Source organism: Chlamydia avium 10DC88 (genome assembly GCF_000583875.1).
GTDB lineage: Bacteria > Chlamydiota > Chlamydiia > Chlamydiales > Chlamydiaceae > Chlamydia > Chlamydia avium.
The window spans coordinates 943,662-959,046 of sequence record NZ_CP006571.1 but is presented as its reverse complement, the minus strand read 5'-3'; the positions used below and the strand labels follow the sequence as shown (position 1 = coordinate 959,046).

Below are 15,385 nucleotides of genomic sequence, written 5' to 3'. Positions count from 1 at the left end.
TGTGACTTGGATTCCTCTTCATTGTCATTCGCAATACTCAATTCTAGATGCCACAAGTTCAATTAAAAATTTTGTGGCAAAAGCAAAAGAGTATGGCATTCCTTCTTTAGCACTAACAGATCATGGGAATCTTTATGGTGCTATTGAATTCTATAAAGAATGCGAACAAAATGATATTAAACCCATTGTTGGTTGTGAAGTTTACGTAGCACCAACTTCACGTTTTGAGAAAAAAAGGAAAAAAAAAGTCGCATAGCGAATCACTTGATTCTTCTATGTAAAAATATAGAGGGTTACCGTAATCTTTGCACTCTGTCCTCTTTAGCATTCACAGAAGGCTTTTATTATTTTCCAAGAATAGATCGTGAGCTTCTCTCCCAATATTCCCGTGGATTAATTTGTCTTTCCGCCTGTTTATCTGGATCTGTTGCTCAAGCAGCCTTAGAATCCGAAGAGGCTCTTGAAAAGGACCTCCTCTGGTATCAACAGCTTTTTCATGACGACTTTTATACTGAAATTCAACTCCATAAAATGCCTGAAGAGAAAATCTCTTCTCTTAATGAAGAATGGCTTAAACATGAATACTATCAATTTATCGATACACAAACTCGCGTAAACCATGCTGTATTAGAAGCAAGTAAACGTTTAGGCATTTGTACAGTAGCTACAAATGATATTCATTATATTCACCCCGAAGATTGGCTCGCTCATGAAATTCTCCTAAATGTACAATTTGGAGAAACCATTCGTATTGCTAAACAAAATACTTACGTTCCTAATCCTAAAAGGAAAGTTTACCTTAGTAGAGAGTATTATTTTAAATCTCCTGAGGAAATGGCTCAGATATTTAGCAATCATCCTGAAACTATTGCCAATACTTTAGAAGTTGCTAATAAATGTAACCTCGAATTGAATTTCTCGAACAAACACTATCCGATTTATGTCCCAGAAAGTCTAAAAGAAAAAGGTACATACACCGAGGAAGAACGCTATATTGCCTCTTCCGAATTTTTAAAAAATCTTTGCGAACAAGAGTTAACTACAAAATATACTGAAGAAGCACTAGCACATATTGCAAAGAAATTTCCCGATCAAAACCCTCTTGAATTAGTGAAAAAACGCTTGGAGATGGAGATTTCTATTATTATCCCTAAGGGAATGTGTGATTATCTTCTTATTGTCTGGGACATTATCCGTTGGGCGAAAGATCATGGTATTCCTGTAGGCCCTGGAAGAGGTTCAGGAGCAGGATCTGTTATGTTATTTTTATTAGGCATTACAGAAATCGAACCCATACGTTTTGATCTATTTTTTGAAAGATTCATTAATCCTGAACGCTTATCCTATCCAGATATCGATATTGATATTTGCATGGCAGGCAGAGAACGGGTTATTAATTATGCCATAGAACGTCATGGCAAAGATAATGTAGCTCAAATTATTACTTTTGGAACTATGAAAGCCAAAATGGCAGTAAAAGATGTGGGCAGAACATTAGATGTCCCGTTATCAAAAGTAAATCAAATTGCTAAGCACATTCCTGAACTAAACACTACTCTCTCCAAAGCACTAGAAACAGATCCTAATTTAAATGAGTTATATACGCACGATACTGAAGCTGCTCAAGTTATTGATATGGCTATGCGTCTAGAAGGATCTATTCGCAATACAGGAGTACATGCAGCCGGAGTCATTATTTGTGGTGATTGTCTCACCAATCATATTCCTATTTGCATTTCTAAAGATTCTACAATGATTACTACACAATTTTCCATGAAACCTGTGGAAAGTGTGGGAATGTTGAAAATTGACTTTCTAGGACTAAAGACGCTAACAAGTATTCATATCGCTATTCAAGCAATTTATAAAAAAACAGGAAAGCTATTAAATATGGCTTCCCTGCCTTTGGATGATAAAACAACATTTGCTCTTCTACATCAGGGTAAAACTATGGGCATATTTCAAATGGAATCCAAAGGTATGCAAGAATTAGCTAAAAATCTCCGTCCAGATTCTTTTGAAGAGATTATTGCAATAGGTGCTTTATATCGTCCTGGGCCTATGGATATGATCCCTTCTTTTATCAATCGCAAGCATGGTAAGGAAATTATTGAATATGACCATCCCCTTATGGAACCCATTCTCAAAGAAACATATGGAATCATGGTCTATCAAGAACAAGTCATGCAAATTGCAGGTTCTTTAGCAAGCTATTCATTAGGAGAGGGTGATGTTTTACGCCGCGCTATGGGTAAAAAAGACATTAATCAAATGCTTAAAGAACGTACCCGATTTTGTGAAAGAGCATGCAAAAATGGTATCGACACGGAATTAGCAACAACAATTTTTGATAAAATGGAGAAGTTTGCTTCTTATGGATTTAATAAATCTCATGCAGCAGCCTATGGTTTAATTACTTATACAACTGCTTATCTTAAAGCAAATTATCCTAAAGAGTGGCTAGCAGCTCTTCTAACTTGTGATTCTGATGATGTTGAGAAAATTGGTAAACTCATTCATGAAGCACGTAGCATGGACATTTGTGTCCTACCCCCTGATATTAATGAATCGGGGACAAACTTTATTGCTACAGATCAAGGCATTCGTTTTGCTATGGGTGCTATTAAAGGCATTGGTAAAGGACTTGTAGAAAGTATTATTGAAGAAAGAGAAAAAAATGGGCCTTACCTAAGTATTCGGGATTTTATCCAACGCTCTGACCTAAAGAAGGTAACAAAAAAACATATAGAAAGTTTAATTGATTCTGGCTGTTTTGATATTTTTGATGCAGATAGAGACCGAGCTCTTGCTACCTTAGAATCCATGTATGAAGCAATTGCAAAAGAAAAAAAAGAAGCTGCTACAGGAGTCATGACATTCTTTTCTCTAGATTCCATGAATCAAGAGAAAACAGAAACTCTATCTCCTAATGTTCCCGTAATACATAGATCAAAAAAAGAAAAACTCAAAAAAGAAAAAGAATTATTAGGTATTTATCTAACTGAGCATCCTATGGATGCTGTAAAAGATATTTTGCCTAAACTGTCTGTCGTGCATTTCGGAGAATTTGATCATCTCCCTCACGGAGCAATAGTTCGTACTATATTTATTATAGATAAAGTTACTACACGCCTCTCTTCTAAAGGGCAAAGAAAATTTGCTATATTACGTGTTAATGACGGTATTGATTCTTATGAATTACCTATATGGCCAGAAATGTATGCTGAGCAGCAAGAACTATTAGAGGAAGACTGTTTAATTTATGCTATTTTAGCTATCGATAAACGTAGCGATTCCTTGCGATTATCCTGTCGATGGATGAAAGATTTCGCTTCAATTAACGAAAAAGTCCTTCAAGAATGTGACGAGATGTTTGACAAAATCAAAGGACAAATGCAAAAGATGTCCTATATCAACGAAAAAAACAAACATCGAGGGAAAATTGCAATGTCAAAAACTAAAGATTCGCGTCCACCAGCTTCTGCTGTAAAACTATCCCTTGATCTTGAGAAGCTTCGCCATAGCCACATATGTACTTTAAAACATATATTACATAAGTATCCTGGCCCACGGGAATTATCTTTAATTTTCATTAAAGACAATCAAAAAGTAGCTTCGATTGCTCCTGATACAGACTATTTCATTTCTGAAGATACTACTGATCTCAAAAAAGATCTAGAAAATGCACAACTCCCAATACGTTTAATTAGTATTTAAAAATCATAAAATGGTTTTCCTGTAACTGCATTAATATATTCTATGCGTTCACTATTATCTGTAGCTGTAATCAATACCTTATAGATTGGCACATAAACAATATCTTTACTTAAAATTAAGAAGTTATCTCCAAAAATCATTTCTACGAGATTACACACACGATCTTCAGAAAATTGTGGGGAGATTAGAGTAACTCCTCGTGGTTTTTTCAACCATACAGGAGGAGAGGGAATTTCAGTTGTACATCCTTGAATTGGTTGTAGTTGTTGAAAATGGCTGCCTATTTGACTCCCCGTAGAAAAAATTAATTTCTTTTTCTGACAGGATTTAATAACTTTATCAGCACGCATGTTTTTCATAGATAAAGCGCGGGATAAAGATTCTTTAGATGCTGCTCCTCCTAAATTCGCTAAGGCCTGCATCACACTAACATCATGGCGTCCTGCTTTAAGTAGTAGACATTCTCTTAATCCTTTAGAACAAGACCATGTTCCTGTATTTAGGACCATTTCCCCATTAGATAAATTCCATAGAATTTTCCCTTCCTTACTTATCATAGTTTTTTTCACAGGATCTTCCTGTGAAAATCTTACTGACATTAACGTATGGGGCACAAAAGTGAGCTCTATCGCTACCTTGCCATCCACGTGTTCTGGAAAATAATTTAATATTTGTTCAGCAGAGAATTTTCTTTCGAATACACGAAGTCTCTCAAATCCAGAAACTTTACGAATCATCCGGCAACTCTTTTCAAAGACTTCGGCACCACAATTTGCACTGACTTGCATAGCCTTACGAGCACAGGGCACATGATCCCATAAAAACACACCACAAAAAAGTGATAAAATAAAAGTGCCTAGATAGCAAACTAACTTTTTCATAAAAATCCTTTTTATTTATTCTAAAAAATAAAAAGATGTTTTATCAAATAAAAAAAATTAGTTTTTTAAATAAATCGCTAACAACGCATTTGACAAATTCCCTTTTCCTTTCCTATGATAACGCTTTACTAGTGTAGGTTACGCGCTGAATTTATGAGACTCTTTTTACAATTAATTTTTGCGTTATTGCTTGTGTCTGCTAACTGTTATGCTAGGCCGATTTCTTTTGAACCTTTTTATGGGAAACTCTCTCCTCTTAGATTTGTTCCCAAGTATTCTGCTAAACACTATCTTTCTGAAGGCATTCGCTATTTAGAATATCAAAATTACTACAGAGCATCGTTATGCTTTGGTACGATTATTCATCATTTTCCCAAAGATCCTCTATATTCTGAAGCTCTTTATCTTATGGGTGTATGCTATTTCAAAAAGGATCAACCAGATTTAGCCGACAAAACATTTTCTTTATATATGCAGCTTCCTAATGCTAAATATTCTGAAGAGTTATTTGCTATGAAGCTTGCAATAGCTCAAAGTTTTGCCCAGGGGAAACGCAAGCGTGTTTTCCTCTTAGAAGGCTTCCCAAAATTAGTGAATGCTGACGAAGATGCCCTGCGCATTTACGATGAAATTCTTGCAGCGTTTCCTTATAAAGACCTAGGAGCACAAGCTTTATATCTTAAGGGAGACTTGCTTGTTATTAAAAAAAATCTTTCAGAAGCTATAAAAGTATTCAAAAAGCTGACGCTGCAATTTCCTCAACATCCTTTATCTCCCAAGGCTTTTGTACGTCTATCCGAAATCTACTTCATGCAAGCTAAAAAAGAAGCTCATAATGCACAATATTTAAAATTAGCCAAAATGAACGAAGAGGCGATGAAAAAGCAGCATCCTAACCATCCTCTGAATGCTGAGGTTTCTTCAAATGTACGTTCTATGAGTGATCTTTATGCTTCAGGGTTATACCACTCTGGACGCTTTTATGAAAAAAAGAAGAAACCAGAAGCAGCAAGTATTTATTATACTACAGCAATAGAAAATCATCCCGATTCACCACTCGTTGCTAAATGTCTCAAGCGATTGGATAGAATAGCAAAACATTCTTAATTTTAGGCATTTCTATGCATAAGATTATTGTCGTATTATTATCTTGCTTCGTAAGTTGTGTATTGATTTCATGTACTGGTTATACACTAGTGAATTCTTCTAATGTACTATCTGCTTTAGGGAAATCCATTCGATCAGAAGGAGTGGATCTTTCTCCAATAGATAAGGACGTTTCGGGACAATTATCAGCGGCAATTATTTATGAATTAGGGAAACGTTCTCTATCTGCGCATAGTGGAGAAAGTAATTCCCGCTATCTTTTGAAAGTTCAACTCTTAAATGAGGTTGACGAGAATACAGGTTTTACTTATGCCCCAAATAAGATTAATAATAAAACTCCTAGGCATTTTATAGTTTCTAATGAAGGGCGTTTATCTTTATCAGCACAAGTACAGCTGATTGATAAACATTCAGGGCAAGTATTAATTAATGAACATATAGCACGGAAATCAGTTACTTTTGACTTCGAACCTGATTTAGGTATTGTTAACGCTCATCAGTTTGCTTTAGGACAATTTGAAATGCATAATGAAGCTATAAAGAGCGCTCAGCGTGTACTATATGCTCATTTAGCAGAGACTATTGTTCAACAGGTATATTATGACCTCTTCTAGTGGAGAAGCTATCTTTCCCGCTCTTCTTAGTGAACTTCACAATATGTTAGATTTTGTTAAACATACTAAGCAACTCCAAGCTTTTCCCAAAGAGAAACTATTAAAACTCGAACTTGCCTGTGAAGAATTACTTGTTAATATTATCTCCTATGCTTATCAAGAGTTCCCTTCTCCGGGAACCATTACGATTTCCTGCGATGGTAATCCACAAGAATTTCATGTAACTATCAAAGATTACGGAACTTCATTTAATCCTTTAGCAGCAACAATCGATATGCAGACATATGTCCCTTTAGATGAAAGAAAACTAGGTGGACTAGGTATTTTTTTAGCTAAAAGTTCTGTGGATGAATTTCAGTATGAACGACATGCAAATGCGAATATTGTCCATTTAAAAATCCATAATACTTAGAGTTAGCACCTATAAAGAAAAAGAACGTAAAATGTTTTCTGTATCTTGGATATCTTTGAGATACAATTGTAAAGCCTCGAGAATCAATGCAGATTGGTTATATTCTCCCAAAGCTTGAAAAGCTAATTCTGGAGTACATCTTCCTGAGGGGTGGTATAAAGCAATATACCCTCGAGTAACTGCCTCACCTTGAATTACTTCTGGGACAAGCCATACGACAAAGTCTGAGTTAAATAAAGTGAGTTTATCTGTAGTTTCTGCAATAATAAAGTTATTAATAGGGCGACTGCTAATCGAGGAGTCTTCAGCAGTAGAAAGGATATCAGCAATGTTTGCGAATCCCTCACAAAAAGCTTTGCAGTTACAAATAGAATGACGATAAAATTCTTCTAAAAAATCTAAACTCATAGCATTTCCCCTTGTTTCATGGTAATTCTTTATTTTAAAGGGAGTCAAGAGCTTTTCTTGAAACTCTATAAACTAAGTTAAATAAACTAGATTCCCCAATGGCTAAGGCATTTTTTCAATACGGACTGTTAAGTTTGCTTACATGGCTAGGGATATTCTCTTTATATGCTGATATTTCTTTCCCAGAGGTTCAAGGTTCTTCCGTTGCTGTTATCCATGAAAAGACAGGTAAGATACTATATTCTAAAAACATAGACGCCAGAATCTATCCGGCGAGCATGACGAAAATTGCTACTGCACTCTTTATTTTGCGTTGCTATCCAGAAATTTTAAATAACTTCATTTCTGTAAAACAAGAAGCTATAGCCTGCATTACTCCTCAAGCAAAAAAGCAATCAGGATATCGTAGCCCTCCCTATTGGCTAGAAACAGATGGTGTAACGATACAGCTTCGCAATAAAGAAGAGGTATCAGGAAGAGATTTATTCCATGCTTTATTAATTAGTTCTGCTAATGACGCTGCAAATAGCTTAGCAATAGCATGTTCGGGCTCTATTCCTGAATTTATGCATCAGATGAATGATTTCTTACGTGAGTTGGGATGCCGGGATACTCATCTTAACAACCCTCACGGATTACATCATCCAGATCATTATACAACAGCTCGTGATTTACTTTGTATCATGCGTGAGGGATTAAAGGATCCTTTATTTCGCCAAGTAATTCATACGTCAAACTATACCATGGCAGCAACTAACCTGAATCCAGAAAGGCCTCTGTGTACAACTAATAAATTGCTCATATCGACATCCCCTTATTATTACCCTCCCGCCATAGGGGGGAAAACAGGAAGTACGGAAATCGCGGGGAAAAATCTTATTTTGTCTGCCTGTAAACACGATCGCTCTATCATTACCATTGTTACGGGATATTCTTCGATGTCGAAACTATATTATGATATTCATGCCCTATGTGAAGCAGTGTTTAATGAAATTCCTTTAAGACGCTATCTCATACCTCCTACGGAGAAATATCGCATATCTTTGGGAACTTTGGGTAAAATTTTCATTCCTCTTCCCGAGGGTGTATATTATGACTTTTATGCTTCGGAAGGTGAAGAACTTTATACAGCGACTTTCATTCCTTGTGTTAAAACTTTCCCTATCCATCAAGGAGATCTCCTTGGCCATTGGGTATTTCGCTCTCAAGGGGAAGATGTCATCTCCCAGCCTGTATATTCTCCCCATGATATACAACTTTCCTTCTTAAAGCGTATCCACCTATTTACTCGAAGAATTATCTGTTCTCATAGGACCTATGTCATTTTAGGTTTACTAGGACTATATCATAGAAAAACACGACGTAATCTAAGAAGACCTGCTCGTTACTACTAAAATGCGTATTTTTTTAATTTATGCAAAAACTCAGTTTTTGCATAAGCTCTTGAGTATTCAAAAGATCGGAGAAGAATTATGCATAGACGCATTTGTCTTAGATTTTTTATCTGTGTGTTTTTATTTATAAGAGGTGGGGTTGCTACAGCTATAGATCTTCCTTCTCAGTCCTTTTGTTCGGGTGTTACAAAATACTGGTTTAAAAATCCTAAGGAAGTACAAGAAAAGCAACATATGCATTTTTTGCATCATGTCATTGCTGCTATAAAGCAACCTGAAATTTGGAATGATTCAAGCCATTTGCTAAATATTTTATTACAATTTGAAAAATTTCCCGAAAAAACAACCTATGTCATCACCTATTGATTACTATCATTTTAAATAGGATAACTTTGCTCACTATGTAGTACATCTCTAAAAGTATAAGATAATGGCAAGTAGTATTTTATTTACGAATAAAATGGACTGAAAAAAAACTGTCTCCCTGGTTAGGGGGGATATGAGTGGAGTGTTCTACTTCCCATCCTAAAGAGGACATGTAATCTATATGTTGTTCATTTTCTAAGGAAAGTAAAGAACAAGTGATATAAACAAGTCTTCCCCCATGTTGTACATAACTACTTGCTTCTTTGAGAATTTTCCTCTGTAAGTGGGAGTATTGCATTAACAATTGATTTGAAAATAACAGTTTTTTTTCTGGATGGCGTCGAAATACCCCACTTCCTGAACAAGGAGCATCAACTACGACTAAAGAGAAACCTTGTTTTTTCAAGGATTTCTTCTCCTTAATAGAGAAATTCCTTAACCCCGCTCTTAATAAGCGCTGTTTAGCCTCTTGTAATATATTTTTACGACTATCGTGCAAAATAACATGTTGTGTTTTTTCAGCTAATATCAGGCTTTTTCCTCCTGCACCAGCACAAAAATCTAGGACACAGTCCTGTTTCGTCATGGGGATATCTAAAGTAATTTTTTGCGATGATTCATCTTGAATCTCAAATAATCCCTGACGAAATGCCAAACTATGCTGTAAAGGATATCTCTTTAAAAAACATAGAGATCCGAGAACTTCTCCTGACTCACAAGGATAGCCCAAACATTGTTGGAGATCTTCTACAGAAATCCTGCGTGTATTCACACGAATGAACAAGGGAGCCTCTTGGAGAAACCACTTAGCGATTTCCTGAGCCTTGGTTTCTCCATAATCTTTAATTAACTGCAATGCGAGGTCATCTGACAAAGAATAACGTATAGGCCATGGCAAATCTTGATAGCTATCAAGATTTTCTATTGCCCCCTCTTCGACTTTAGAAACTAAGCTCTCTGGTGTTACCTTTCTATCCTCACGTGCAAGTAAAGTTTCTAACAAACGTTGATGACGAAGAATTGCAAAAATGCGGGAGCTAATCCATTGACGATCTTTAGATCCTAAAGAACGATGGCACTTAAAATATGATGCCAAACGATTTGCTTCACCAACAGGGGTGGAATGCATCATATTTAACAAAGAATATAGGTGGTATAAGCGAAATGGAATCATAGTGTAATAAGTATACACTTTGATATGTTATTTACTTAACAAAACTGATCTTCTTACGAAAACAATAGAAAAAACTATTAATATTTTTTAAATAAACGTATTACGTACTGCCGCCACGTTGGATGCGGCGTATAATAATTAATATTTTTTCTCAAAAGAGAATATACCTTGTCGTCGTAATCTAACAACCAACGCATGAGCAGTATACGAATCATTTTATTCCAAAGAAGAGGATTGACATCACGAATGCTATATAGGTTCCCAATTTGTTCAGGAGTAATATCATAGGTAGAAGCTATGAATGTATTTAAGGCCTCAGCAAGCAGACAGCGCAGAATTTCTGCCAGGAACCCTCGAGATTTCACGCTATCCTGAGGAGAATGTCGTGAAAATTCTTGCCAGGCATGTACCCAGGTTTTACCTTGAGAAGTCAATATCTGTGAACCTACTAAAGAATTCGTAAGGACATCAGTTAAAGAATCCGTGAGGATTCCCCCAATGATTGCTTGAAAATCTTCACGACTGTTTAAAAATAAATCTTTTAGCTGAGATAAAAAATAATAATTTTTTTCTGACAAGATTTGTAAAGGAATGCTTTTCTCAGAGATAAACTGTTCAAGTAACTCTAAACTTAGAGGTTGATATCCGGATCGTGTTTCTAAAAAAGCCATTAATGCATCCATCAAGACCTGAGAGGAAGATTCTACGGCCAGGTTTTCTTGGACAGAAACATGTGTTTTTACCGCTGTTTTGGGCAAGGTAACGTCATGAGAAAAGTCCTCCCAAGAAGAAAAGTTTGTTTTTACTTTTGAAAGAGCTCTATCTGCAGCAATAGAAATTTTTTTAACAGGACGATGATATTCAAAGAAAAGGATTTTCTTAAGAGCTAGCAATTTAGAAACAACAGCTTTTTTGTTCTCATAAGTTTCTCTACGAAATAACCTGTAGAATATACGCGTGTAGGGTTTTTCCTGACGCAAACACACATCAATAATAGATAAAAGTCTTCTCGATATAGAATAAGAAATGGCTGTTCGAGAAAAAACTTCTTGAATTGCTTGTTCTATGGTTGAGAATGAGGAATCCTGATCCGAAAATAAAGCATGATTACGCGGCCATGCTTCTAGAAGTAATTGCTTTTTATCATATATGAGAATCCGAGATTCATCACGAATTGCTAACTCTATAACACGAAGATAATAATCTACAGAAAATCGCAAATCCAACATCATAGGAAGAAATAACTCAGTTCTACTTTTTTTTGCTTATTCTTTGGAATGCTTTATTGCATTATTTTTATTTCGCAATAGTTCCTGCCTAAAAAAATTAAACGTTTTCTCATGTTGGAGACCATTCATCTTCTTTTATTTGAGGAACGAAGAAAAAACGACAGATCGCATCATTTAACATGCGTTCATACAGCTGGGGATCCGAAGTATAAGCTTCTTGTAACACAGGAAGATTGGTTTCAACCACTTGGACAACAAAATCATAACGAATTTCTGTTGGATTTTCTTCATTAACATCGCCCCATGAACTTAAAAACTCTCCTAATAACTGATTATAGGTAACACACAACGAAGTTAATATTTGCCTTACTGTTATTAATCCCTCATTTCCTTTACTTGCCAGTATATCGAGTTGTTTAGCTCCTAAGATAATCTCGGAATAATCACGACTCGGATCCTTTCTACTTAGAGATTCTACAGCTTTTTGGCATTCTCCCCGCTGACTAGATAATGCACATACTAATTTTGCTATTCCACGTGCTATTGTTAAAGGATCTCCAGATGGTTGTCTTTGAATGAACTCTTGAAATACAGTGACGATTTTTCGAAACTCTCCAGTGCTTTGCAAAGGGAAAATGGATTTAGGATGTTGTGACTTTCTGTCTAAAGAAGAAAATCCTGTTTCTAATGCCCACTTACTTGCCATTCTTAGTAACAAAGCAAGAGCTATGGTACCTTCTGGACTCTCAGCATCTAAACCACAAAAATCTATAGTGGATTCGGATTTCTTTTTATAAATGCAACTACACATTCTTCGAAAAGCATTTAAAAAAAACTGTCTTATAGATGCTAAACACCCTCGAGCAGGAGGAGGGGCATCTTGTACCTCGGAAACAATGCTTTCATCTATTTCTGTATTTTCAAATAATGCACGATAACTTGGTGTACTTTCTTCTTTGAGAATTTTTGATCTTGATGACCATATTCTAAATACAGCACGCTGTATTCTTTGAAGCAAAGACCTGAAAAATTCTTCCTCCCGAGGACCTGCTGCTAAACGTTCTGGAAGATCATTAGACATCTCTGAAGATGGGCTAGCCTGAGGGATCCCTAACTCCGTATGAGGGCCAAAAACCGAACTCACATGCTCAGTAATCCGCTGGTTTAGATCGGCATCTTCTCCTTCAGAACTGGAATCTGCACGATTGTCAAAAAGATCTCGCCACGAAGGTTCTACGCCTCCATCGCCTCCTTGCACAGGAGATCCCATAATTCTCTAATCCTCACTTTCCTCTATAGAGCTTCCGTAGCCAAGACTCCCATAGTCGTTGCAAATACACCAGGATCCAGTTGCTGCAGTAGAGACAATGCTGATAAGTTCCACTGTACATTGTCGCCTACCTCCTCACGAACGTATCCACCTACGTTGGTTGCTAATTCACGGTTAACAACTCCTCTTACAGCAACTTCTCCTCTACTAATAAAATTCGCCCATGCTCTAAGAGCATCATTAGGCGATCGATCGCGTAGACGATCTATGTTGTCTGCAAATGAATCGAGTAGTTTTCTCTCTTGTTCTTCTAGTTCATCATCACCATGAAGACTTAAGAGATCTCGCATATAATCGTGTACCTTAGCAGAAGGGGCTAGTGTAGGACCTCCGAAAGACATGTGAACCAATAAACTAAATAATCCTGATGGTTCACCTTGATCATGATGTTTAGAAGCTAATTTCCATAGTGTTTGTGATAATAATTGCGTTTGATCGACAACATTATCATGTATACCAGATCGTGTTAACTGTAACTCTTTTGTTAAATCACGACGTGAACTACCCATTTGATCGACTAGTGTCTGTAAACTTGTTATTTTATAATTTAATTCGTCACTATTTTCTAATGTTGTCCAACGATTTTTTATTTGTTCTGCTAGTTTTGATACTTGTTCTTGTTTGGATCGTGCATTTGCTTCTAAATAAGATTTTAAATTTTTAACAATAGAAGAATTTGTAGAAATCGCTGAATCTGTGCTATTTGCGGAGGTTTCGCTAGCATCACTATCACGACGTTGTACTTTACTTTCTTTATTTCCTGTAGGAGGTAAGGGAGCACGACGCTTTTTTATAGCTCCGGAACGTGTTAAAGATGATGTTTCTACTTTAGGCGTAGGGACTGGCTTCCCAGGAATATAACCTCGTTTTTGTAGACCTGAGGCAGCACCTTCTGTTGCACGCGCATCACCAGTAGATTCTACGGAAAGTCGTGATGTTAAAGAAGACTCTGAAGCAGTTGATGGCCTACTACTACTACTAGAAGAAGAGCCTCTTCCAAAAATACTGCTAAAAAATGACCTTACGCTGGCACTAATCCTCGCTAGTATGCCCGAGGATCTACTACTATTTGATGCTGTAGAAACCCTATGAGTCCCCAATTCTCCTGATGGAGATTGAGATCCTTCTACTCCTCTTTCTGTGTCAGGAGTCCCGGAAATCCATAAATCATTACTACCTTGGCCACGATTACTTGGATTAATTCCCATAATTTTTCTCCATATTTATATTTTTAATTTTAAAATGAAAAAAATAATTATGAGAATACTTTTTAAAACAAAAATAATAGTTTTTTATTAAAACTTAATAAAAAAACGAAATATTAGTTTATATTGATTAATTATATGAAGTTGAATGAAAAATAAAAGCGAATAGACTGAAAATCAAAGACTTGCCTAATGACAAAACACAAAATGACATATAAACAACCCCTATAGCTATATAGGAGATTGTTTAAAATGCCCCCATCCAAATTAAAGAAAATAGATAATATTACTCAAAGTCAGAGCTTTCTGCATTTCCTGGTGCAGGAGAAAGAACTTCCGTTCCTGGTAAAAAGCCTTTTTCTAAAAATTCAAGAGAAGCTCCTCCTCCTGTCGACACATGCGACACTTGAGCAGAGCACCCGGCTAGGGCAACAACAGCAGCCGCGTCTCCTCCACCTACAATAGTAATAGCTGAGGGGTGACGTGCTAAACAGTTAGCAATAGCCATAGATCCCTGATCAAATGGAGGCACTTCATATACCCCAACAGGGCCATTCCAGAATACTGATGCTGAGGCATCAATGACCCTACAAAATTCTTGAATAGTTTTAGTACCGATATCTAAACCTTGGAACCCATCGGGAATCCCCCGATCTATGGAAACTTCTTTCCAAGCAACCCCAGGAGAGCATGTCTTAGCTATTTTTACATCGCTAGGTAAAAAGATACGCACATTGTTCTTTTTGGCGAGTTCCATTACACGTTGTGCAAGGGCAATACCGGACTCTTCAACTAAAGAGCCTCCTAAGGACTTTCCTAAAGCCTTTAAAAAAGTAAATCCCATGCCGCCTGCTAATAGGAGATTATCTACTTGAGATAAAAGAGCTTCAATAACACCAATTTTTGAAGATACTTTAGCTCCACCTAAAATTGCAGTGAAAGGACGTTTGGGAGAAATTAATAAATGATTCCCTAGGAACTCTAGCTCCTTCTCCATAAGGAAACCAGCTGCAGCTTTTCCTGGAAAAGCTTGAGGAACAGTATATACAGAAGCATGTTTCCTATGTGAAGTGCCAAAAGCATCATTCACATAAAGATCGCCATAAGAAGAAAGCTCGGCAGCAAATTTAGGATCTGCTTCTGGATGTTCTTCACCATAATGAAATCTTAGATTTTCTAATAACAAGACTCTACCTGGGGATAACTGCGCTACAGCCTGGCGAGCGACTTCTCCCACACAAGCAAGAGCCAAAGGAACGTGATGTCCTAAATAACCTTCGAGTACTTCAACAATAGGTTGTAGGGAATACTTTTCTTCAAAGCCACAACCCTGAGGGCGACCTAAATGACTCATTAAAATTACAGCAGCACGTTTTTGTAGCAGGTAATTAATCGTAGGCATAGCACTACGAATGCGGATGTCATCGATAATCTTCCCATCTTTGACGGGAACATTAAAATCAACACGCACTAATACCTTTTGCTCTTCGGGAGAAAGATCCCTGACTGTTAACCTATCCATTATACCTTGAGAAATTACTAAGATGA

At 36.6% G+C, this 15,385-nt stretch carries 12 protein-coding genes and 1 pseudogene; 6 read left to right on the top strand and 7 right to left on the bottom strand.

What is annotated here, in order from left to right:
• Position 1: 1 nt before the first annotated feature.
• A pseudogene (dnaE, locus tag RT28_RS04215) lies at positions 2–3,717 on the top strand (DNA polymerase III subunit alpha).
• Here dnaE and RT28_RS04210 read toward each other — a convergent pair.
• Entirely contained in the window at positions 3,714–4,598 is an 885-nt protein-coding gene (locus tag RT28_RS04210) for a hypothetical protein (protein WP_020355777.1), read from the bottom strand. The pseudogene dnaE and the gene RT28_RS04210 sit on opposite strands and share 4 nt — an antisense overlap.
• Positions 4,599–4,751: 153 nt before the next feature.
• Here RT28_RS04210 and RT28_RS04205 point away from each other — a divergent pair, with 153 nt between their 5' ends.
• From RT28_RS04205 to RT28_RS04195, 3 genes are read left to right on the top strand one after another with little or no spacing between them, the layout of a single operon-like run.
• Entirely contained in the window at positions 4,752–5,705 is a 954-nt protein-coding gene (locus RT28_RS04205) for a tetratricopeptide repeat protein (protein WP_020355776.1), read from the top strand.
• A 14-nt stretch (positions 5,706–5,719) separates the two neighbouring features.
• On the top strand, positions 5,720–6,319 hold the full coding sequence (locus RT28_RS04200; protein WP_020355775.1) for an LPS assembly lipoprotein LptE: 600 nt from the start codon (positions 5,720–5,722) through the stop codon (positions 6,317–6,319).
• The gene (locus RT28_RS04195; RefSeq protein WP_020355774.1) at positions 6,306–6,731 is read left to right on the top strand and encodes an ATP-binding protein; all 426 of its coding nucleotides are present in this window, start codon (positions 6,306–6,308) and stop codon (positions 6,729–6,731) included. Before RT28_RS04200 ends, RT28_RS04195 begins: the two co-directional genes overlap by 14 nt.
• Positions 6,732–6,740: 9 nt before the next feature.
• Here RT28_RS04195 and RT28_RS04190 read toward each other — a convergent pair whose 3' ends face one another.
• Positions 6,741–7,139, bottom strand: a complete 399-nt coding sequence (locus tag RT28_RS04190; protein ID WP_038501131.1) for a hypothetical protein — start codon at positions 7,137–7,139, stop codon at positions 6,741–6,743.
• Positions 7,140–7,237: 98 nt separating this feature from the next.
• On the opposite strand from RT28_RS04190, the gene RT28_RS04185 reads away from it, so the two are divergent.
• Together RT28_RS04185 and RT28_RS04180 are read left to right on the top strand one after the other, a co-directional pair.
• The gene (locus tag RT28_RS04185) at positions 7,238–8,533 is read left to right on the top strand and encodes a D-alanyl-D-alanine carboxypeptidase family protein (RefSeq protein ID WP_020355772.1); all 1,296 of its coding nucleotides are present in this window, start codon (positions 7,238–7,240) and stop codon (positions 8,531–8,533) included.
• A 78-nt stretch (positions 8,534–8,611) separates the two neighbouring features.
• Entirely contained in the window at positions 8,612–8,899 is a 288-nt protein-coding gene (locus RT28_RS04180) for a hypothetical protein (RefSeq protein ID WP_240991510.1), read from the top strand.
• 79 nt (positions 8,900–8,978) lie between these two features.
• On the opposite strand, the gene RT28_RS04175 is transcribed toward RT28_RS04180, so the two are convergent.
• The 5 genes from RT28_RS04175 to RT28_RS04155 form a co-directional block, all read right to left on the bottom strand.
• Positions 8,979–10,073, bottom strand: coding sequence for an RsmB/NOP family class I SAM-dependent RNA methyltransferase (locus RT28_RS04175; RefSeq protein WP_038501127.1), 1,095 nt, complete (start codon positions 10,071–10,073; stop codon positions 8,979–8,981).
• Positions 10,074–10,150: 77 nt separating this feature from the next.
• Complete coding sequence (locus RT28_RS04170) at positions 10,151–11,305, bottom strand: hypothetical protein (RefSeq protein ID WP_038501124.1); 1,155 nt, start codon at positions 11,303–11,305, stop codon at positions 10,151–10,153.
• A gap of 106 nt (positions 11,306–11,411) precedes the next feature.
• Positions 11,412–12,572 (bottom strand): TmeB family type III secretion system effector, encoded by a 1,161-nt coding sequence (locus RT28_RS04165; protein WP_038501121.1) that lies wholly within the window; start codon positions 12,570–12,572, stop codon positions 11,412–11,414.
• Positions 12,573–12,595: 23 nt separating this feature from the next.
• Complete coding sequence (gene semD / locus RT28_RS04160; RefSeq protein WP_038501118.1) at positions 12,596–13,840, bottom strand: SemD/SinC family type III secretion system effector; 1,245 nt, start codon at positions 13,838–13,840, stop codon at positions 12,596–12,598.
• 283 nt (positions 13,841–14,123) lie between these two features.
• Complete coding sequence (locus tag RT28_RS04155; RefSeq protein ID WP_020355766.1) at positions 14,124–15,359, bottom strand: phosphoglycerate kinase; 1,236 nt, start codon at positions 15,357–15,359, stop codon at positions 14,124–14,126.
• Positions 15,360–15,385: the final 26 nt, after the last annotated feature.

What these genes read in the sequence shown, in the direction of transcription:
- RT28_RS04185 (WP_020355772.1), top strand. Translation starts at nt 7,238, where the DNA reads ATGGCTAAGGCATTTTTTCAATACGGACTGTTAAGTTTGCTTACATGG.
- RT28_RS04180 (WP_240991510.1), top strand. Translation starts at nt 8,612, where the DNA reads ATGCATAGACGCATTTGTCTTAGATTTTTTATCTGTGTGTTTTTATTT.
- RT28_RS04165 (WP_038501121.1), bottom strand. Translation starts at nt 12,572, where the DNA reads ATGGGATCTCCTGTGCAAGGAGGCGATGGAGGCGTAGAACCTTCGTGG.
- RT28_RS04210 (WP_020355777.1), bottom strand. Translation starts at nt 4,598, where the DNA reads ATGAAAAAGTTAGTTTGCTATCTAGGCACTTTTATTTTATCACTTTTT.
- semD (WP_038501118.1), bottom strand. Translation starts at nt 13,840, where the DNA reads ATGGGAATTAATCCAAGTAATCGTGGCCAAGGTAGTAATGATTTATGG.
- RT28_RS04195 (WP_020355774.1), top strand. Translation starts at nt 6,306, where the DNA reads ATGACCTCTTCTAGTGGAGAAGCTATCTTTCCCGCTCTTCTTAGTGAA.
- RT28_RS04155 (WP_020355766.1), bottom strand. Translation starts at nt 15,359, where the DNA reads ATGGATAGGTTAACAGTCAGGGATCTTTCTCCCGAAGAGCAAAAGGTA.
- RT28_RS04205 (WP_020355776.1), top strand. Translation starts at nt 4,752, where the DNA reads ATGAGACTCTTTTTACAATTAATTTTTGCGTTATTGCTTGTGTCTGCT.
- RT28_RS04200 (WP_020355775.1), top strand. Translation starts at nt 5,720, where the DNA reads ATGCATAAGATTATTGTCGTATTATTATCTTGCTTCGTAAGTTGTGTA.
- RT28_RS04190 (WP_038501131.1), bottom strand. Translation starts at nt 7,139, where the DNA reads ATGAGTTTAGATTTTTTAGAAGAATTTTATCGTCATTCTATTTGTAAC.
- RT28_RS04170 (WP_038501124.1), bottom strand. Translation starts at nt 11,305, where the DNA reads ATGATGTTGGATTTGCGATTTTCTGTAGATTATTATCTTCGTGTTATA.
- RT28_RS04175 (WP_038501127.1), bottom strand. Translation starts at nt 10,073, where the DNA reads ATGATTCCATTTCGCTTATACCACCTATATTCTTTGTTAAATATGATG.